Source organism: Microbacterium sp. X-17, from assembly GCF_039615055.1.
The window spans coordinates 1,012,468-1,029,494 of sequence record NZ_JBDHNI010000002.1 but is presented as its reverse complement, the minus strand read 5'-3'; the positions used below and the strand labels follow the sequence as shown (position 1 = coordinate 1,029,494).

Annotated in this window: 18 protein-coding genes; 8 read left to right on the top strand and 10 right to left on the bottom strand. The window is 73.0% G+C overall.

The features are described 5' to 3' along the window. Positions 1–77: 77 nt before the first annotated feature. Together rraA and ABCS02_RS13485 are read right to left on the bottom strand one after the other, a co-directional pair. On the bottom strand, positions 78–548 hold the full coding sequence (gene rraA / locus ABCS02_RS13490) for a ribonuclease E activity regulator RraA (RefSeq protein WP_345836156.1): 471 nt from the start codon (positions 546–548) through the stop codon (positions 78–80). A gap of 100 nt (positions 549–648) precedes the next feature. After that, complete coding sequence (locus ABCS02_RS13485; RefSeq protein WP_345836155.1) at positions 649–1,449, bottom strand: alpha/beta hydrolase; 801 nt, start codon at positions 1,447–1,449, stop codon at positions 649–651. Between the two features lie 99 nt (positions 1,450–1,548). On the opposite strand from ABCS02_RS13485, the gene ABCS02_RS13480 reads away from it, so the two are divergent. The 4 genes from ABCS02_RS13480 to ABCS02_RS13465 are packed head-to-tail and all read left to right on the top strand — an operon-like array spanning position 1,549 to position 5,095. Next, entirely contained in the window at positions 1,549–2,130 is a 582-nt protein-coding gene (locus tag ABCS02_RS13480; RefSeq protein WP_345836154.1) for a nitroreductase family protein, read from the top strand. Positions 2,131–2,167: 37 nt separating this feature from the next. Then, entirely contained in the window at positions 2,168–3,268 is a 1,101-nt protein-coding gene (locus tag ABCS02_RS13475; RefSeq protein ID WP_345836153.1) for a type III polyketide synthase, read from the top strand. Continuing rightward, positions 3,265–3,954, top strand: a complete 690-nt coding sequence (locus ABCS02_RS13470) for a methyltransferase domain-containing protein (RefSeq protein WP_345836152.1) — start codon at positions 3,265–3,267, stop codon at positions 3,952–3,954. The genes ABCS02_RS13475 and ABCS02_RS13470 overlap by 4 nt, the downstream gene beginning before the upstream one ends. Then, entirely contained in the window at positions 3,947–5,095 is a 1,149-nt protein-coding gene (locus tag ABCS02_RS13465; RefSeq protein WP_345836151.1) for an NAD(P)/FAD-dependent oxidoreductase, read from the top strand. The genes ABCS02_RS13470 and ABCS02_RS13465 overlap by 8 nt, the downstream gene beginning before the upstream one ends. A gap of 212 nt (positions 5,096–5,307) precedes the next feature. Here the strand turns inward: ABCS02_RS13465 and ABCS02_RS13460 are convergent, their stop codons facing one another. The 5 genes from ABCS02_RS13460 to ABCS02_RS13440 all read right to left on the bottom strand — a co-directional run bounded on the left by ABCS02_RS13460 (position 5,308) and on the right by ABCS02_RS13440 (position 11,546). Beyond that, entirely contained in the window at positions 5,308–6,150 is an 843-nt protein-coding gene (locus ABCS02_RS13460) for a UbiA family prenyltransferase (protein ID WP_345836150.1), read from the bottom strand. 232 nt (positions 6,151–6,382) lie between these two features. Then, entirely contained in the window at positions 6,383–8,587 is a 2,205-nt protein-coding gene (locus ABCS02_RS13455) for an AAA family ATPase (protein ID WP_345836149.1), read from the bottom strand. Positions 8,588–8,681: 94 nt separating this feature from the next. Further along, a complete protein-coding gene (locus tag ABCS02_RS13450; protein WP_345836148.1) occupies positions 8,682–9,872 on the bottom strand; it encodes a glycosyltransferase in 1,191 nt (396 codons plus the stop codon). A 3-nt stretch (positions 9,873–9,875) separates the two neighbouring features. Continuing rightward, positions 9,876–11,087: a glycosyltransferase gene (locus tag ABCS02_RS13445; protein ID WP_345836147.1), complete on the bottom strand. Its 1,212-nt coding sequence runs from the start codon at positions 11,085–11,087 to the stop codon at positions 9,876–9,878. 84 nt (positions 11,088–11,171) lie between these two features. Beyond that, positions 11,172–11,546 (bottom strand): SHOCT domain-containing protein, encoded by a 375-nt coding sequence (locus ABCS02_RS13440; RefSeq protein WP_345836146.1) that lies wholly within the window; start codon positions 11,544–11,546, stop codon positions 11,172–11,174. Positions 11,547–11,692: 146 nt separating this feature from the next. Here ABCS02_RS13440 and ABCS02_RS13435 point away from each other — a divergent pair, with 146 nt between their 5' ends. Genes ABCS02_RS13435 through ABCS02_RS13425 form a run of 3 tightly spaced genes read left to right on the top strand, consistent with a single transcriptional unit; the run spans position 11,693 to position 13,191 of the window. Then, positions 11,693–12,367, top strand: a complete 675-nt coding sequence (locus ABCS02_RS13435; protein ID WP_345836145.1) for a GAP family protein — start codon at positions 11,693–11,695, stop codon at positions 12,365–12,367. Positions 12,368–12,408: 41 nt separating this feature from the next. Continuing rightward, complete coding sequence (locus ABCS02_RS13430) at positions 12,409–12,846, top strand: DUF6325 family protein (RefSeq protein ID WP_345836144.1); 438 nt, start codon at positions 12,409–12,411, stop codon at positions 12,844–12,846. A gap of 3 nt (positions 12,847–12,849) precedes the next feature. Continuing rightward, entirely contained in the window at positions 12,850–13,191 is a 342-nt protein-coding gene (locus ABCS02_RS13425; RefSeq protein ID WP_345836143.1) for an SHOCT domain-containing protein, read from the top strand. A 150-nt stretch (positions 13,192–13,341) separates the two neighbouring features. Here ABCS02_RS13425 and ABCS02_RS13420 read toward each other — a convergent pair whose 3' ends face one another. Together ABCS02_RS13420 and ABCS02_RS13415 are read right to left on the bottom strand one after the other, a co-directional pair. Continuing rightward, positions 13,342–14,394, bottom strand: coding sequence for a DUF998 domain-containing protein (locus tag ABCS02_RS13420; protein WP_345836142.1), 1,053 nt, complete (start codon positions 14,392–14,394; stop codon positions 13,342–13,344). 11 nt (positions 14,395–14,405) lie between these two features. After that, on the bottom strand, positions 14,406–15,185 hold the full coding sequence (locus ABCS02_RS13415) for a potassium channel family protein (protein ID WP_345836141.1): 780 nt from the start codon (positions 15,183–15,185) through the stop codon (positions 14,406–14,408). Between the two features lie 24 nt (positions 15,186–15,209). Here ABCS02_RS13415 and ABCS02_RS13410 point away from each other — a divergent pair, with 24 nt between their 5' ends. Continuing rightward, a complete protein-coding gene (locus tag ABCS02_RS13410; RefSeq protein ID WP_345836140.1) occupies positions 15,210–16,514 on the top strand; it encodes an ion channel protein in 1,305 nt (434 codons plus the stop codon). On the opposite strand, the gene ABCS02_RS13405 is transcribed toward ABCS02_RS13410, so the two are convergent. Beyond that, entirely contained in the window at positions 16,515–17,006 is a 492-nt protein-coding gene (locus tag ABCS02_RS13405) for a MerR family transcriptional regulator (protein ID WP_345836139.1), read from the bottom strand. Positions 17,007–17,027: the final 21 nt, after the last annotated feature.

Sequence of the window (17,027 nt, the reverse complement as noted above, 5' to 3'; positions counted from 1 at the left end):
GGCGCGAGAAGGCTCCGGGCGGGCGGAAGCCTCGGGCGGGCGCGGCGGGGGGCTAGGGGCCGCTAGGGGGGCGGGGGCTAGGGGCGCTCGACCAGGATGCCGTCGGGGTCGGCCCAGACGTGACGGCCGGGCTGGAAGACGACACCGGCGATCGTGACGGGGACGTCGACCTCGCCGGCGCCGGCCTTCGCGCTCTTGCGCGGGTTCGAGCCCAGCGCCTTCACGCCCAGGTCGAGGTCCGCGATCGCCTCGCGGTCGCGGATGGCGCCGAACACGATGACACCGCTCCACCCGTTCTCGACGGCGGATGCCGCGATGAGATCCCCGACGAGCGCGGACTCCAGCGATCCGCCGCCGTCGACCACGAGCACCGCGCCGTCGCCGGGCGTCCCGAGCGTCGCCTTCACCAGCGCGTTGTCGCGGTGGCAGCGGATCGTGCGGACCGGGCCGTCGAACGCGCGGCGTCCGCCGAGGTCGTGGAACTGGACGCCGAGCGAGTCGAGCTCGTCGCCGCGCTCGTCGTAGAGGTCTGCCGTTGCGATCGCCATGCCCTCACGCTAGCGGCGCGGTCGTCCGCCCGATCGCCCGCGCGGCGACGAAGATCGGCCGATCTTCTGCCTCTGCGTCATGTGCCCCTTCGTGCCGGGGTCAGGGCTCGGCGAGGAACTCCACCGCACCCTGGCGGAAGACCCGCGAGCCGGGCGCGTTGAAGTGGTGCCGGTCCGGGATCTCCAGGAAGCGGCCCCGCGGGCACGCCGCGGCGAGGGCCCGCGAGCCCTCGATGATGGCATCCCGGGATCCGGTCGCGAACAGCACCGGCTGCGCCGGCGCGCGGCGCGGGTCGGGGTCCGCAGTGCCGGAGGACCGCATCCCCTCGGCGATCGCCAGCAGCGCGCGGGTGTCGTTGCCGCGGACGCGCTCGGTCAGACGGATGTAGTTCTGCGTCACGGGATCCTGCACCGGTATGCCGTCGTCGACATACGCGCGCACCTGCGCGAGGTCCAGCCGCGCGAGGGGCACACCGTCCGGCACGCCGCCGAGGACCGCGCGCTCGATCCGGTCGGTGAGGTCGAGCGTCACCTCCCAACCGACGCGCGCGCCGAGCGAGTAGCCGACGTAGCGTGCCGTGTCGACGAGGTACGTGTCGAGCACGATCTCGACGTCGCGCGCCAGGAGGCGGAGCTCGTACGCCCGCGGATCCCGGGGCTTGTCGCTCGCGCCGTGCCCGCGCTGGTCCAGGGCAAGCACGCGATACCCGGCCCGCAGCAGATCGCGGACCCAGCCGGTCTCGACCCAGTTGTCCCGCGCGTTCGAGGCGAAGCCGTGGACGAGGACCACGACCGGTGCCTCCTCCTCGCCCCACGTATATGTCGCGATCCGCATGCCGTCTTCGGCCATGACGTACCGTGGATCGGGCAGCTGCGTGAGCTGCGTCAGGGCATCGGTCATCCCCCCGACGATAGCCGCAGCCGGGCGGGAACATTTGCGGGCCGGACGCTGTTGCGTCATACGGACCGTTGCCGTCCCGCACCCCCTCAAAGGACACACATGCCGCTCATCCATGACCGCACCATCGTCGATGCCCCCGTTCTCGACATCCTTGCCGAACGCTGGAGCACGCGCCTCTTCGACGGCGATGCCCCGCTCGACGAGGAGGCGCTCACGAGCGCCCTCGAGGCCGCGCGCTGGGCGCCGTCGGCGAACAACTCGCAGCCGTGGCGCTTCATCGTCGCCCGTCGCGGCACGCCCGCGCATGCGGCGGTCGTGTCGACCCTGGCCGGCTTCAACCAGCAGTGGGCCCCGCGTGCGGGAGCGCTGGTGGTCGTGCTCGCGCAGAAGACGCGCGACGACGGCACCCCCCTCCGCTGGGCCGAGTACGACGCCGGTCAGGCCGCCGCCTTCTTCATCGCGCAGGCGCACGCGTCCGGCCTGTTCGCGCACCAGATCGGCGGGTACGACCACGCCGCGGTCGCCGACGCGTTCGCGCTCGACGACGATCTCACGCCCCTGACCGTGATCGCGGTCGGCGCGCTGGGCGACGCGGACACGGCGTCGGACGACCTGCGCGAGCGCGAGACGGCGCCGCGCACCCGCCGCCCGGTCTCGGAGCTCGTCCTCCTCGACGCCTGACGGCCCAGGCGCCGGGTCGGCGGGCATACCCTGAAGCATGCCTGCTGCGCCCAGCGTTGTCGCGATCGGCACGGTCGTCCCGCCCACGCGCCTGGCGCAGGAGTGGATCCGCGACCTCTTCGACGCGCAGCCGGAGCTCGATCGCCTCGCCCGACGCCTCGTGCACGCGGCGTTCGACGGCGCGGCGATCGAGCATCGGCACACGGTCCTGCGCGACCTCGCTCCCGATCGTCGCGGCCCCGATGACCTCCCCGTGCGCACCGCGGACGGCATCCTGCTCTCGCCGTCGACGGCGGCGCGCAACGCGGAGTATCGGCGCCTCGCGCCGGCCCTGTTCGCGGAGGCGGCGCGGCGGGCGCTCGCCGAGGCGGACGTGCCCGCGCCCGCGGTCACGCACCTGATCACGGTGTCGTGCACGGGCCTGTTCGCGCCCGGTCCCGACGCGCTGCTCGTCGGCGACCTCGGCCTCGATCCGGGCGTGGAGCGCTACCACCTCGGGTTCGTTGGGTGTGCGGCGGCGATGCCCGCGCTGCGCCTCGCGCAGCGGCTCGTGCGCGCGGAGCCCGAGGCGATCGTGCTCGTCGTGTGCGCGGAGCTGTGCTCGCTGCACCTGCGCGTCTCCCCGGATCCCGAGCAGATCGTGGCGTCCTCCCTCTTCGCGGACGGGGCGGCCGCCGCGATCGTGCGGGATGCGCCGACGGATGCCGCGAGCCTCGAGCTCGCGGACTTCGGCACCGCGCTCGTGGCCGAGGGCGAAGCCGAGATGACCTGGACCGTCGGCGACCACGGCTTCGAGATGGTGCTCACCGCGGAGGTGCCGAAGATCGTCGGTCGCGAGGTCCGCGCGGCGGCGGCGCGGCTGCTCGGCGCGGATGCCTGGGCGGTGCATCCGGGCGGCCGCAGCATCCTCGATCGCGTCGCCGGGGCGCTCGACCTCGACGAGGCCGCGATGGCGCCGTCGCGACGCGTGCTGCGCGAGTACGGGAACATGTCGAGCGCGACGATCCTCTTCATCCTGCGGGACCTGCTCGCGGATGCCACCCTGCCGGACGGCGCGACCATCGGCGCGCTCGCGTTCGGTCCCGGACTCACGGTCGAGTCCGCGCGCCTGCGGCACCGCGCGGGGACCGCGGCGTGAACCTGCGCGAGCGCGACGCGACGCTGCGGGAGCTCATGGACGATCCGGACTGCGATCGCGCGCGCCTCGCCCGCACCCTGCGGCGGTTCGGCACGATCAACCGCCTGATCTCGGGGTGGGGCAGTGTCTACCGCCGGCACGTGCGGCCTGCGCTGCAAGGTCGGGGACGGCCCGCGCGCGTGCTCGACCTCGGCTGCGGGGGCGGCGACGTGCTCGTCCGGCTCGCGGCGCTGGCGACGCGCGACGGACTCGCGGCGGAGTGGGTCGGCGCGGATCCGGACCCCCGGGCGCTTCCGGTCGCGCAGCGTCGGAGCCGCCCCGGCGTGACGTTCGTCGCGGCCGACTCGGGCGCTCTGCTCGCGGCCGGCGAGCGCTTCGACCTCGTGCTCTCGAACCACGTGCTGCACCACCTCGACGACGCCGAGCTCGCGCGCTTCGCCGCCGACTCGCTCGCGCTCTCCCGCGGCGCCGTCCTGCACGCCGACATCGAGCGCGGCGCCCTCGCGTATGCCCTGTACGGCATCGGCATCACCCCGTTCGCGCCCGGCACGTTCCTCCGCACGGACGGGCTGCGCTCGATCCGTCGCAGCTACCGTGCCGTGGAGCTCGCCGCCGCGCTGCCCGGGTGGCGCGTCTCCCGCCCCGCGCCCTTCCGCCTGCTCGCACGGAGCACGGGCCATGCCTGAGGCGCCGCTCCCGAAGCAGGCCGAGGTCGTTGTGATCGGCGCGGGCCCGGTCGGGCTGCTGCTGGGCGCGGAACTGCACCGGCGCGGCATCGACGCGCTCGTCGTGGAGCGGCGCGAGACCGCGGCCGCCGGCACGCGCGCGATCGGGGTGCACGCGCCCGCGCTCCGGGCGCTCGAGCCGTCGGGCGCGGCGGAGCGCCTGCTCGCTGCGGCCGTCCGTGTGCAGCGCGGCGAGGCGCGCGCGGGCACGCGCGTGCTCGGCACGATCCGCTTCGACCGCCTCGACACGCGGTTCCCGTTCGTGGCGACGGTCCCCCAGGCCGAGACCGAGGCCGCGGTGTCGCACGGCGCGCCGCAGCCGCGGCGGGGCACGACCGTGCTCGGCGTCGCGCCCCACGGCGATCGGATGCTCGTGCGCACGGACCGCGGCGACGTGCTCGCGCGGATCGCGGTGCTCGCCGGCGGGGCCGCGGCGCGCGGGCTCGCGTACCGGACCGGCGCGATCGGCGTGCGGGAGTACCGCGACCGGTACCTCATGACCGACGCCGCGGTGGGCGACGAGGACCCGACCGCGATCGTGCGGCTCGGGCGGCACGGCGTGCTCGAGTCGTTCCCCCTTCCCGGGGGCGGGCGGCGGTTCGTCGCGTGGGATCCGGCGCCGGAGGATGCCGACCCCGCGCACCGGCGGGAGCGGCTGCGCGCCGCGATCGCCGCGCACGGGCTCGACCGCGAGGCGGCGCACGTCGCGAGCGCGACCGGCTTCCGCGTGCGGCGGGCCGTCGCGCCGCGCCTGCGCCGCGGCGCGCTCCTCGTGATCGGGGACGCCGCGCACGAGATCAGCCCGATCGGGGGGCAGGGCATGAACCTCGGCATCCTGGACGCGGCGACGCTCGCGCCGATCCTCGCGGAGTGGGTCCGCCGCGGACGCGCGCCCGAGGCGGCGCTCGCCACCTGGGAGCGCCGTCGCGTGACCTCGGCCCGGCGGGCGGCGGCCATCGCGACCCTGAACACCGCGCTCGGCCGCCCGCTCGGTGCGGCCGGGGATGCCGGCCGGCGCCGCGCCCTGCGGATCCTCCTGGCCCCGCCCGGCGCGCGCCTCTTCGCCCACGCCTACGCCATGGGCTTCGACCGCGACGCCTGACCCCGGTCACGACCCGCCCGCCCGCTCCCGCCCGCCCGCTCCCGCCCGCCCGCTCCCGCCCGCGCGGTTCCACCCGCGCGAGATCAGGTGATTCCGCGTACGCAGGAGTTTCCGGAGCGCAAACATCCTGTCTCCGCGAGATCACCTGATCCCGCGCGGTGGCGCGTCGCGGCGCGGGGCCTGGCGGAGAATCGACGGAGGCCTGACCCGGGTCAGGGGGTGAGGGCGCCACCGGTGGCAACGAGCTCTGCGGCCAACAGGAGCGCCGCGAGCATCACGAGCCGGAACACCACACGGCCGGAGGATCCGCTCAGCACGAGAACGGCCGCCAGCACCGCGGCCACCACGGCGGCCACGAAGAAGACCCACGACACCGGAGCGACGGCGGCGAGGTCGCCCGCGACCGGTCCGAGCAGAACCGCGATCGCCCCGCCGACGACCGCGACCGCCGCAAGGATCGCCGACACGCGCGGACCGAGCCGATGCGGCAGACCCCGGATGCCGGTGCGCCGGTCGTCGTCGAGGTCGGGAAGCACGTTCGTCAGATGCACCGCCGCGCCGAGCGCCGCGCCGGCGATCGTCGCCCAGAGCGGGGCGAGGTGCGGATCGGACGCGGAGAGCGTCGCGAACGAGGGGAACAGCCCGAAGCTGACGAGGAACGGGAGCAGCGAGAAGGGCGTCGCCTTCAGCCCCGCGTTGTACGCCCACGCCGAGGCGAGCGCGATCGCGTGAGCCGCCAGCATCCCGAGTCCGAGGACCGCGCTCAGCGCGAGCGCGACCACGAGGGCCGAGATCGCGGCGATCCAGGCGGCGCGCACGCTCACGTCACCGCGGGCCAGCGGCTTGTCGCTCCGTCCGACGGCTCGGTCGCGCTCGGCGTCGATCGCGTCGTTCGAGATGCCGACCGACACCTGCCCCGCGAGTACCGCGAGCCCGAGCAGGACGATCCGCCACGGATCGAGCCCCGCCGCCACCCCGAGCGCGATCGCGAGCACGGTCACGACCAGCGTCGGCCCCGGGTGCGACGCGCCCCACAGCCCGCGGACGCTCGTCATGCTCCGACCGTAGCCCCCCGCCCCGCCCAGCGCCCCTCCCACCCCGCGCGCCCGCACCCGGCGCGCTCCGCTCACCCGTCGCTTTCCGCGGGCGCGTCCGCATTTCGCGACAGGCGAGCCGCGCGTGACCGCCGCTCGCCCGTCACTTGCGACCACGCCCGCAGGCGATCGCGACAGGTGAGCGGACGGTCGCGCGGCGGCCTGCGGGCTGGAGCAGCACGGATGGCGCGGGTCAGTCCTCCTCCAGGACCGCCTCCACCACGTCGTCGTCGGGGAGGCCCGACGGGCCTGCGCTGGTCAGCACCAGGGACGAGCCATCCGCGGCGACCTCCACGCGGACGATGTCGCCGTCGCGCACACCGCCGGAGAGGATCGCCATCGCAAGCCTGTCCTGGATCTCGGACTGGATGAGGCGGCGCAGCGGCCGCGCGCCGAACACGGGGTCGTACCCGCGCTCGGCGAGCCAGGTCCGGGCTTCGGGCGTCACCGCGAGGGTGAGCCGGCGCTCGTGCAGCCGGCGCTGCAGAGCGTCGACCGCGAGCTCCACGATCTGCGCGAGGTCGTCCTGGGTGAGCGCCTGGAAGATCACGATGTCGTCGAGGCGGTTCACGAACTCGGGGCGGAACGCCTGGCGAACGAGCGCCGACACCTGCTCGCGCTTCTGCGCGGTCGTCAGCATCGGGTCGATGAGGATCGGCGAGCCCAGGTTCGACGTCAGGATCAGGATGACGTTCGAGAAGTCGACCGTGCGGCCCTGTCCGTCGGTCAGACGGCCGTCGTCCATGACCTGCAGCAGGAGGTCGAACACCTCCGGATGCGCCTTCTCCACCTCATCGAGCAGCACGACACTGTACGGTCGCCGCCGGACGGCCTCCGTGAGCTGACCACCCTGCTCGTACCCGATGTATCCCGGGGGCGCACCGACGAGACGGGCGACCGAGTGCTTCTCGCCGTACTCCGACATGTCGATGCGGATCATGGCGTGCTCGTCGTCGAAGAGGAACTCCGCGAGCGCCTTCGCGAGTTCGGTCTTGCCGACACCGGTCGGGCCGAGGAAGAGGAACGAGCCGGTCGGGCGTCCGGGGTCGGAGATCCCCGCGCGCGAGCGGCGCACGGCATCCGCCACGGCCTTGACGGCATCCTTCTGCCCGATGAGGCGCTTGCCGAGCTCGGCCTCGAGGTGCACGAGCTTCTCCGTCTCGCCCTGCAGCAGGCGACCGACGGGGATGCCGGTCCACGCGGCGATGACCCCGGCGATGTCCTCGTCGGTGACCTGCTCGTTCACCATCCGGCCCTCGCCCGCGGCGGAGGCGTCCTCCCGCTCGACGAGCGCGAGCTCGCGCTCGAGCTGCGGGATCTCGGCGTACAGCAGGCGCGACGCCTTCTCGAGGTTGCCCTCGCGCTGCGCGCGCTCGGCCTCGATCCGCGCGGCGTCGAGCCGGGTCTTGAGGTCGCCGACGCGGTTGAGGGAGGCGCGCTCCCGGTCCCAGCGGGACTGCAGCTCGCCCAGGCGCGCCTGTTCGACGGAGAGGTCCTCGCGCAGCTTCGCGAGCCGCTCCTTCGAGGCGTCGTCCTTCTCCTTCTTGAGCGCGAGCTCCTCCAGCTTGAGGCGGTCGACGTGCCGGCGCAGCTCGTCGATCTCGAGCGGCGCGGAGTCGATCTCCATCCGCAGCCGCGACGCCGCCTCGTCGATGAGGTCGATCGCCTTGTCCGGCAGCTGCCGGCCGGGGATGTACCGGTTGGACAGGGATGCCGCGGCCACGAGCGCGCCGTCGGCGATCGCCACCTTGTGGTGGGCCTCGTAGCGCTCCTTGAGCCCGCGGAGGATCGCGATCGTGTCCTCCACGCTCGGCTCGCCGACATAGACCTGCTGGAAGCGGCGCTCCAGCGCGGCATCCTTCTCGATGAACTCGCGGTACTCGTCGAGCGTCGTCGCGCCGATGAGCCGCAGCTCACCGCGGGCGAGCATCGGCTTCAGCATGTTGGATGCCGCGACCGAGCCCTCGCCGCCGCCCGCGCCCATGAGCACGTGGAGCTCGTCGATGAACGTGATGATGCGTCCCTCGGACTCGGTGATCTCCTTCAGGACGCTCTTCAGCCGCTCCTCGAACTGGCCGCGGTACATGGCCCCGGCCACGAGGGCGGAGATGTCGAGCGCGATGAGCTGCTTGTCCTTGAGGCTCTCCGCGACGTCGCCGGCGACGATGCGCTGCGCGAGTCCCTCGACGACGGCCGTCTTGCCGACGCCGGGCTCGCCGATGAGGACGGGGTTGTTCTTCGTCCGGCGCGTGAGCACCTGGCTGACGCGGCGGATCTCGCTGTCGCGCCCGATGACGGGATCGAGCTTGCCCTGCTGGGCGCGCTCCGTGAGGTTGACACCGAACTGCTCGAGGGCGCTCTGCTGCTCCTCCTGCCCGGCGGCCTGCGGCATGGACATGCTCTCTCCCCTGAGGTCTCGTGAACGTCCGACAAACTTGAGTCGAATGCGCTCAACTTTATCAGCCGTGGTCCCGGCTCACAAGAGGTCGGGATCAGCGGGCGATCGCGCGCTCGTAGACCTCGATCATCGCGGCCGTGCGGGAGGACTGGCGGAACCGCTCCGCTACCCCGGGGTCGGGCGCCGGGGTCGAGCCGGACTCGATCGCGGCCGCGGCGGTACGCAGGGCGGCGGCGAGCCCGGCCACCGAGGCCCCGCCGTCGACGGGCCAGGTGCCGGCGCCGAGCTCGGCGGCGATGTCCGGGTCGCTCACGATCGACGGCGTCCCGAGCGACGCCGCCTCGAACACCGTCATCCCCTGCGTCTCGAAGCCGACGGAGGTCTGCACGACCGCGTCGGCCGCGGCGATGCGCTCCAGCGTCGTCGCGTACGGCAGGCGTCCGGCGAAGGAGACGGATGCCGCGGGCCGCGCGGTCTCGACGATGCGGCGCGCGGCGCGGAGCTCGCCGCCTCCGCCGATCACCTCGACCTCGGCCCGCACCCCGGACTCCGCGAGCGCGCGGAGGAACGGCAGCAGGCGCTTCTCCGGGCTCATTCGGCCGACCCAGACGAACCGCGGCAGCCCCGGGAGGCGGGGCCTGCGCGCGGCGAGCGCCGCGTCAAGAGCGTCGTCGTCGATGCCGTTCCACACCACATCGACGCGCGGGAACACCCCGTGCTGCTCGAGCCGGCGAGCGAAGTGCGCGGACGGCGCGGTCACCGCGGCAGCGCCGGCGGCGAGCCCGGCGAGGTACGACCAGCCGTCGGTGCCACGCGGAACGACCTCGATCGGCGGCAGCGCACGCCGCTGCCAGAGGTTGAGCGCGCGCATCGTGAGGCCCGGGAGCGGGCTCGTCGCCTCGATCCCGACGTCGACGCGGTTGTGCATCGTGTGCACGACGGGGAGCCCGCGCCGCCGCGCGAGGCGGTGCCCGAGGAACGCGCCCCAGAAGTCGGCCTGCACATGGACGACGTCGACCGGGGGGCGCGACACGAGGGCCGCGTCGATGAACCGGTCGGCGCGACGGCCCGGCCACGTGAGCGCGTACTCGCGGTCCACCGTGATCGGGATCGAAGGGGTGTCGAGGTATGCGGCATCCGACATATGCGTCGCGCTGTGCATCCGCGGTGCGACGACCGTGACCGTGTGACCGGCGCGTTCGAGGAAGCGCCGCTGCAGTCGCATCGAGACCTGCGCCCCGCCCAGCGACTCGAGGTGCTGGTCCGCGAACATCACGACGTGCACGCGCTACTCCGGCAGGGGCTCGCCGCGGTACAGCGCCTCGAACGTGTCGAGGGTGCGGGTGATGTCGTGCGGGACTACGCCGTCGAGCGAGGCCTGCTGCATCCGGCGCCGCTCCGCGGCATCCGCGGTGAGCACGTCGGTGAGCCGCGCCGCGAGCGCGTCGACGTCGCCGGGCTCGAAGAGGTACCCGTTCTGGCCGTCGTGCACGAGGTGGGGCAGGGCGACGGCGTTCGCCGCCACGATCGGAAGTCCCGAGGCCATCGCCTCCATCGTCGCGATCGACTGCAGCTCCGCGACCGACGCGATCGCGAACACACTCGCCCGCGAGTACAGCTCGCGCAGCTCCTCCTCGGACGTGTGCCCGTGGAAGCGCACGCGCCCGTCGAGACCGAGCTCGTGCGTCAGCGCGTCGAGGCTCTTGCGCTGGTCGCCGTCGCCGACCACGTCGAACGTCACGTCGAGCGCGGGATCCAGCGCCGCCAGCGCGCGAAGCACGACGTCGATGTTCTTCTCGGTCGTAAGCCGCCCGACGAACAGGATGCGGTTCGCGTCGCGCGGCTCCAGGTCGGGCCGGTAGTTGCGACGGTCGATGCCGCAGCTGACCGGGATCACGTCCGTGACATCGATCGTCGCCTCGAGGAAGTCCGCGGCCTTGCGCGTCGGGGTGGTGACGGCGCGGCTCATCCCGAGCGTGCGCGCCGCGTCGTCCCACGCGAGCTTCACGAACAGCTTGTCCAGGAGCGGCGGCAGCGTCGTGAAGTCGAGGATGTTCTCGGCCATGACGTGGTTCGTCGCGATCACCGGGATGCGGCGCTTGCGCGCCATCCGCGTGAGGCCGCGGCCGATCACGATGTGCGACTGGCTGTGCACGACGTCCGGACGCACCTCGTCCAGCACCTTCCGCGCGTAGTGCTTCGAGCGCCACGGCAGCACGAACCGCAGCCAGTCGTGCGGATACCAGCGCCACGAGGGGATGCGGTGCACCGTCATCCGCTCGCCCTCGATCTCCTCCACGAATGTGCCGCCGTCACGGTGTCGGACGCTGGGGGCCGTGACGTGCACGTCGTGCCCGCGCGCGACGAGCCCCGCGGCGAGCCGCTCGGCGAAGCGGGCGGCGCCGTTGACGTCGGGAGCGAAGGTGTCCGCCCCGATGAGGATCGTCAACGGCCGCCGGTCGGGTTCCGCCTGGGGAGCGGGATCGGGCGCGGGAGTCACGAAGAAGTGGCTGCCTCTCTCGGGCGGTCGCGGTCGATCCACTGTAACCGAGGGTCCCCGGCCCGCCCGGGAGCGCGCCGCCGCTCAGGAGAGGGCTTTGGCCTTGATCTGCTCGTATTCCGCCTGCGTGATCGTGCCGGCGTCGCGCAGCTGCGCGGCCTTCGCGATCTCGTCGCTCGCGCTCGTCCCTGCCGTCTGCCGGATGTACGCGTCGGTCTGCTGCTGCGCCTGGACGGCCTGCGCGTGCCCGCGCTCCGCCATCCCCCGCCCGCGGGCGATCAGGTAGACGAGCGCCCCGATGATCGGGAAGAAGATCAGGAAGATGATCCAGAGCGCCTTCCACCAGCCGTTGAGCTTGTGGTCACGGAACAGGTCGCTGAAGATCGAGAACAGCAGGAACAGGTACGCGATGAAGACGTACACCCACAGCATCCAGACGATGAAATCCCAGAAGTTCATCGGGGTGGTCCTTTCCAGGTGAGGACGCGACGATTCGCGTCCGATGCCCTACCCTCCCGATCCGTGCCGCGCACGCGCATCACCCTCCCCGGGTGAATCCGGCACCGGGCCCTGGCGGCGCGGCGGCGCGACGATACTGTGATGCCATGGGCGCAGTGATCGGTGCGATCCTGCCGCATGCAGTCGGCATCGCGATCAGTCCGGTCCCGATCATCGCGGCGATCCTCATGCTGCTCTCCCGCCGGGCGAAGGCGACGAGCGTCGGCTTCCTCGTCGGCTGGCTGGTCGGCGTCTTCGTCGCGACGCTCGTGTTCGCCGTACTCGCCGCGGCGGTCTCGACGACGGCCCCGTCGGGCGCGCGGCCGATCCTCGGCGTCGTGCAGCTGCTGCTCGGCCTGCTCCTGCTCCTCCTCGCCGTGCGGCAGTGGCGCAAGCGCCCCCGCCCGGGCGTGGAGCCCGAACTGCCGGCGTGGCTGAAGGCCGTCGACCGCCTCACGTTCGGCACGTCTCTCGGTCTGGGGATCCTCCTTTCCGCGGTCAACCCGAAGAACCTCGTGCTCGCCGCGAGCGCCGGCGCGATCATCGGCGTCACGAACCTGAACGTCGGGGAGACCGTCGGGACGATCGGGATCTTCACGCTCATCTCGTCCCTGACGATCGCGATCCCCGTCATCGGCTACCTATTCGCCGCGAAGCGGATGGAGCGGCCGCTGCGCGCGCTCCACGCGTGGCTCGTGCGCGAGAACGCGGTCATCATGTCGATCCTCTTCCTCGTCCTCGGCGCCGTGATCGTCGGAAAGGGCATCGCGAGCCTCCTCTAACCCTGCAGCCCCCACCCCGCGTTCGAAAGGAAGTACCTCCCATGGTCGATTTCCGATACGGCCCCGTCGAGCTCTATCTCGTCGGGTTCGCCGGTGACCGCCCGGACCCCGGCGCCATCACCGCCCTCCTGGAGCTCGTCGAGTCCGGCGTCGTGCGCCTTCTGGACTTCGTGCTGGTGACGAAGGACCTCGCCGGCGACGTGATCCTCACCGAGATCGAGGACGACGAGGACGGGTTCGGGTTCGGCGAGCTCGTGCTCGACGGCGCCGGCCTCACGGGCGAAGAGGATGTCGCGGAGCTCGCGGAGCTCGTCGAGCCGGGCAGCTCCGCCGCCGTCATCGCCCTGGAGCTCGTCTTCGCGCGGACCCTCGCGACCCGCCTCGCGGCGGGCGGCGGCGTCGTCCTGGCCACCGAGCGCATCCCCGCCCCCGTCGTCAATGCCCTCGTCGATGCCGTCGACGAAATCGAAGGAGAGTAAGCCATGTTGAGAAGAGTCGGACGCCCGGGCCTCATCGGTCTCGCCGCGCGCACGGCCGTCGTCGCCGGCACTGCCACGGCGGTGAGCGGCGCGATGCGCAACAACCAGGAGAAGAAGGCGCAGTCGCAGTACGAGCAGGAGCAGTACGAGGCCGCGCAGCAGCAGGCTGCGATGCAGCAGGCCGCCCAGCAGGCGGTCGCGCAGCAGCAGGCCGCAGCCCCCGCTCCGGCCGCGGCTCCCACGGTGGACATGGTCGGGGAGCTGCAGAAGCTCGCGGCGCTGAAGGATTCCGGCGTCCTGAGCGACGCGGAGTTCGCGGCCGCGAAGGCCAAGCTCCTCGCCTGACCGCCCTCCCGCAACCTGAGCTCGCCTGTCGCGATCGACCACCCCCGGCGTCGTTCGCGACAGGCGAGCTTTGTGTTGCGTGGGCTCACCCGTCGCCAGCGACCGCGCCAGGCGTCGACCGCGACGGGCGAACGCGGGGGTGAAAGGCGGCTAGCGAGTGGGAATGGGGACAGGCTCCGGCTCGGCATCCGCCGGGGCGGCGTCGGCGGCGAGGGCCGCAGCGCTGCGGATGAACAGGATGATCCACGCGAACACGAGGATGCCCGCCACGAGCTCGACCGCGGTCAGCGTGTAGTAACCGACGAAGAACGCGATGGCGAGCGCGACGACCACGCCGAGGAACACGTAGCCCACGCCGAGGAACGCGCGCGACAGGCCGGGGATCCACCGCGCCAGCCCGATCACGAGGACGCCGAACGTCACCGCCATCCCGGACGCCACGGTGTTGTGCACCGCGAGGAACTCGTCGACCGGGAAGATCCCGACGCACGCAAGGAAGACGCCCACCAGCACGAGGCAGATGCGCACCGCGACGATGCCGCCGCCCGTGCGGGCACCGGGGATGCCGCGGGTGGCGTACCGCGTGAGCGTCGTCACGATGAAGCCGGCGACGATCAGGGTGATGTTGAACGCGAGCGCGGACAGGTCGTCGGTCGCGCCGAGCGCGCTGAGGTTGATCCGCCACCAGTGCGGGTCGCTCGCGGTGAGCATGCTCGCGAGGATCCCCTCGACGAGGAACACCGCGAGCACGATCGCGAGCAGGTCGAGGTTCATGTGCGCCGACGACAGGAACGCGGCGTAGGCGGTCACGGCCGCCGCCGCGCCGGCGACGACCAGGAGCGGCACTGCGAACACCTGCGCGTCCAGGAACGACTGCTCGAGGATGACGGCGATGAGCGTCCAGGACAGGAGGGCGATGATCCCGTGCGCGATCGCGAGCGCCGCGATGTCGAGGACGTCGAGGAACGTCACCCGCCGCCCGCTGCGCGCGCGGACGACGTAGCGCCCCGCCACGAAGGCGAGCAGCGCCGCGACGGCCGAGGCGATCGCGGCGTACTGCCCGACCGATCCCGGGCCCGAGATCGGCGCGGACTCGAGCCGGAAGACCGGCAGCGCGACCAGGGCGGTGACGACGAACGCGAGGGTGCCGAGCCCGAGAGCGATGGACTCGAGGCGACGGGCGGGCGTGGCGTGAGCGACCATGACACCGGATGCTATCGCCGCGGGTCGCCGCCGTCCGGGATGTCGTCGGCCGGGGGCGTGGGGTCGTCCGCCGGCGGCATCCCCATGCGCTCCCCGAACGCGTCGATCTGCCGCGCGAGCGCGCGGATCTGGCCGCGCGTGGCCGCCTCGTTGTCGTCGCGACCACCGGCGGCGCGCTCGATGATCCACGACGAGATCGAGGCCGCCGTGACACCGACGATCGCGACGCCGCCGGCCATGAGGCCGACCGCGATGACGCGCCCCGCGATCGTGACGGGCGTGTAGTCGCCGTATCCGACGGTCGTGATCGTGACGAACGCCCACCAGATCGCGTCGCCCATGCTGACGATCGTGGCTCCCGGCGCGTGGCGCTCCGCCTCGAGCTCCGCGAGAGCCGCGAACCAGATGATGATCGCCGCGCTCAGCGCACCGTAGACCGCGATGCGGCTGCGGAGCTCGTCGCCCTTCGTCTGCCTGCGGTGGCGGGCGACGCCGAGCGTGCGCAGCAGCCGCAAGGGCCGCAGCGGCGGGAGGAGGACGATCAGCAGATCGAAGAGGTGCGTGCGGAACCAGTGCCCGCGCGCGGGGGCGAGCCAGAACCGGGCGAGATAGTCGACGACGAAGATCAGCCACGTCACGAGCAGGACCGCGACCGTCCAGCCCCGGTGCGGGTAGGGGAGGTCGGCGATCACCTGCCAGGAATAGGCGACGACGAACGCGAGCGAGGCGATGAGCAGCGGCCAGTAGGCGATGTCCTGCCAGCGCTCGATGGTCATTCCGCGGCCCGTCACGCATCGCACTCTACAGTTTGGGATGTGAGCGCCTCCTCGATCGAGCACGGCGGCCCGACGCCCGTGCGGCTCCTCGTCCTGTCCGCGCCGGCAGCTCTCGTCGGGCTCCTCTCCGGGCTCGTGCTCTGGGCCCTCGACACCGTCGCGCACGGCGTGCAGGACACGCTGTGGACCACCCTCCCGAACGCGTGGGGCATCGACCCCTCGTCACCGTGGTGGATCATCGGGATGCTGACCGTGATCGGCGTGCTCGTCGGCCTCGTGCTCCAGTTCGTGCCGGGCCGCGGCGGACGGGACTCGGCCACGGTCGAGCTCATCGCGCCGCCGCAGCCGATCGCGGCCGTGCCCAGCATCCTGCTCGCCGTCGTGCTGACCCTCGTCGGCGGCGTGAGCCTCGGCCCGGAGAGCCCGATCATCGCGATCAACACGGCGCTCGCGGTCTGGGGCCTCACGCGTTTGTGGAAGGGCTTCCCGACCGAGCTCGCGCTGATCCTCACCGCCGCCGGCACGATCGGCGCGCTGTTCGGCACGCCGGTGGCCGCCGCGCTCGTGTTCACCGGCACGGTCGCCGCGCGGCCCGGGGGCGGGTCCCTGTGGGACAAGCTCTTCCTGCCGCTCGTCTCCGCCTCCACGGGGTCGATCGTCACCTACCTGCTCGGCGGCGGGATGGGGGCGATGACCGGCATCACCCCCTACCCGGGGGTGGAAGCCTGGGACCTCCTGTGGGGCATGCTCGTCGCGGCGGGCGCCGCGCTCCTCGGGCTCGTGGCGGTGTTCCTCCTCCCGCCCGTGCACCGGCTCATGCACGGCCTGCGATGGCCGATCCTGGCCACGACGATCGGCGGCCTGGTGCTCGGCATCCTCGGCGCGATCGGCGGGCCGGTCACCCTGTTCAAGGGGCTCGAGCAGGGGGAGCAGCTCGTGCAGGCGGCGCCGGGGATGACGCTCGGCGCGCTCGTGATCGTGCTGGTGGTGAAGCTCGCCGCACTGGTCGTCTCGGCGGGATCCGGCTTCCGCGGCGGCCGCGTGTTCCCGTCCGTGTTCCTGGGGATCGCCGCCGGGCTCGTCGCGCACGCCCTGTTCCCCGGCATCCCCGAGGCCCTCGCGCTCGCCGCGGGCGTCCTCGGCTTCACACTCGCGGTCGCGCGCGACGGCTGGATCGCCCTGTTCGTCGCGGTCGCCATCACGGGCGACATCCACCTGCTGCCGATCCTGTGCGTGGCGCTGCTGCCGGCCTGGCTGCTCGTCGCCCGGGCGCCCGAGATGCTCGCGCCCGAGACCGAGGCCATCGGCGGCCCCCGGCTCGCCGAGGTCCCCGCGAGCCGCTAGCTACGGCCGCCCCTCCGCTCCGGACGGGTTCGTCCCCAGGTCAGGACGGGTGGCGGCACCGGGCGGGGGCTCGTCGGGGCGCCACAGCACGACCTCGGTCGCGCGGCGCACGCGCGTGCCCTGGCGGAGCGTCACGACCGAGCCGCTGACCCCCGCGGCGAAGACGCGCGCGCCGGGGCGGCTCTGCAGCTCCACGCGCATGCGGGACTCCAGGTCCTGCACGCGGGCGTGCAGCTCGCGCACGTGCTCCTCGAGCGCGAGGATCCGCGCGATCGCCATGAGGCTCACGCCGTCGCCGGACAGGCGCGAGACCTCCCGCAGCTGCTCGACGTGACGGACGGAGTACCGGCGCGAGCCGCCCTTCGTGCGGCCCGGGACCACGAGGCCGAGACGGTCGTACTGGCGCAGGGTCTGCGGGTGCATGCCGGCGAGCTCCGCCGCCACCGCGATCGCGTAGACCGGCGCGTCCTCGTCGGGCTCCTCCTCCGGCATCCGTCCCACCTCCGTCACGAC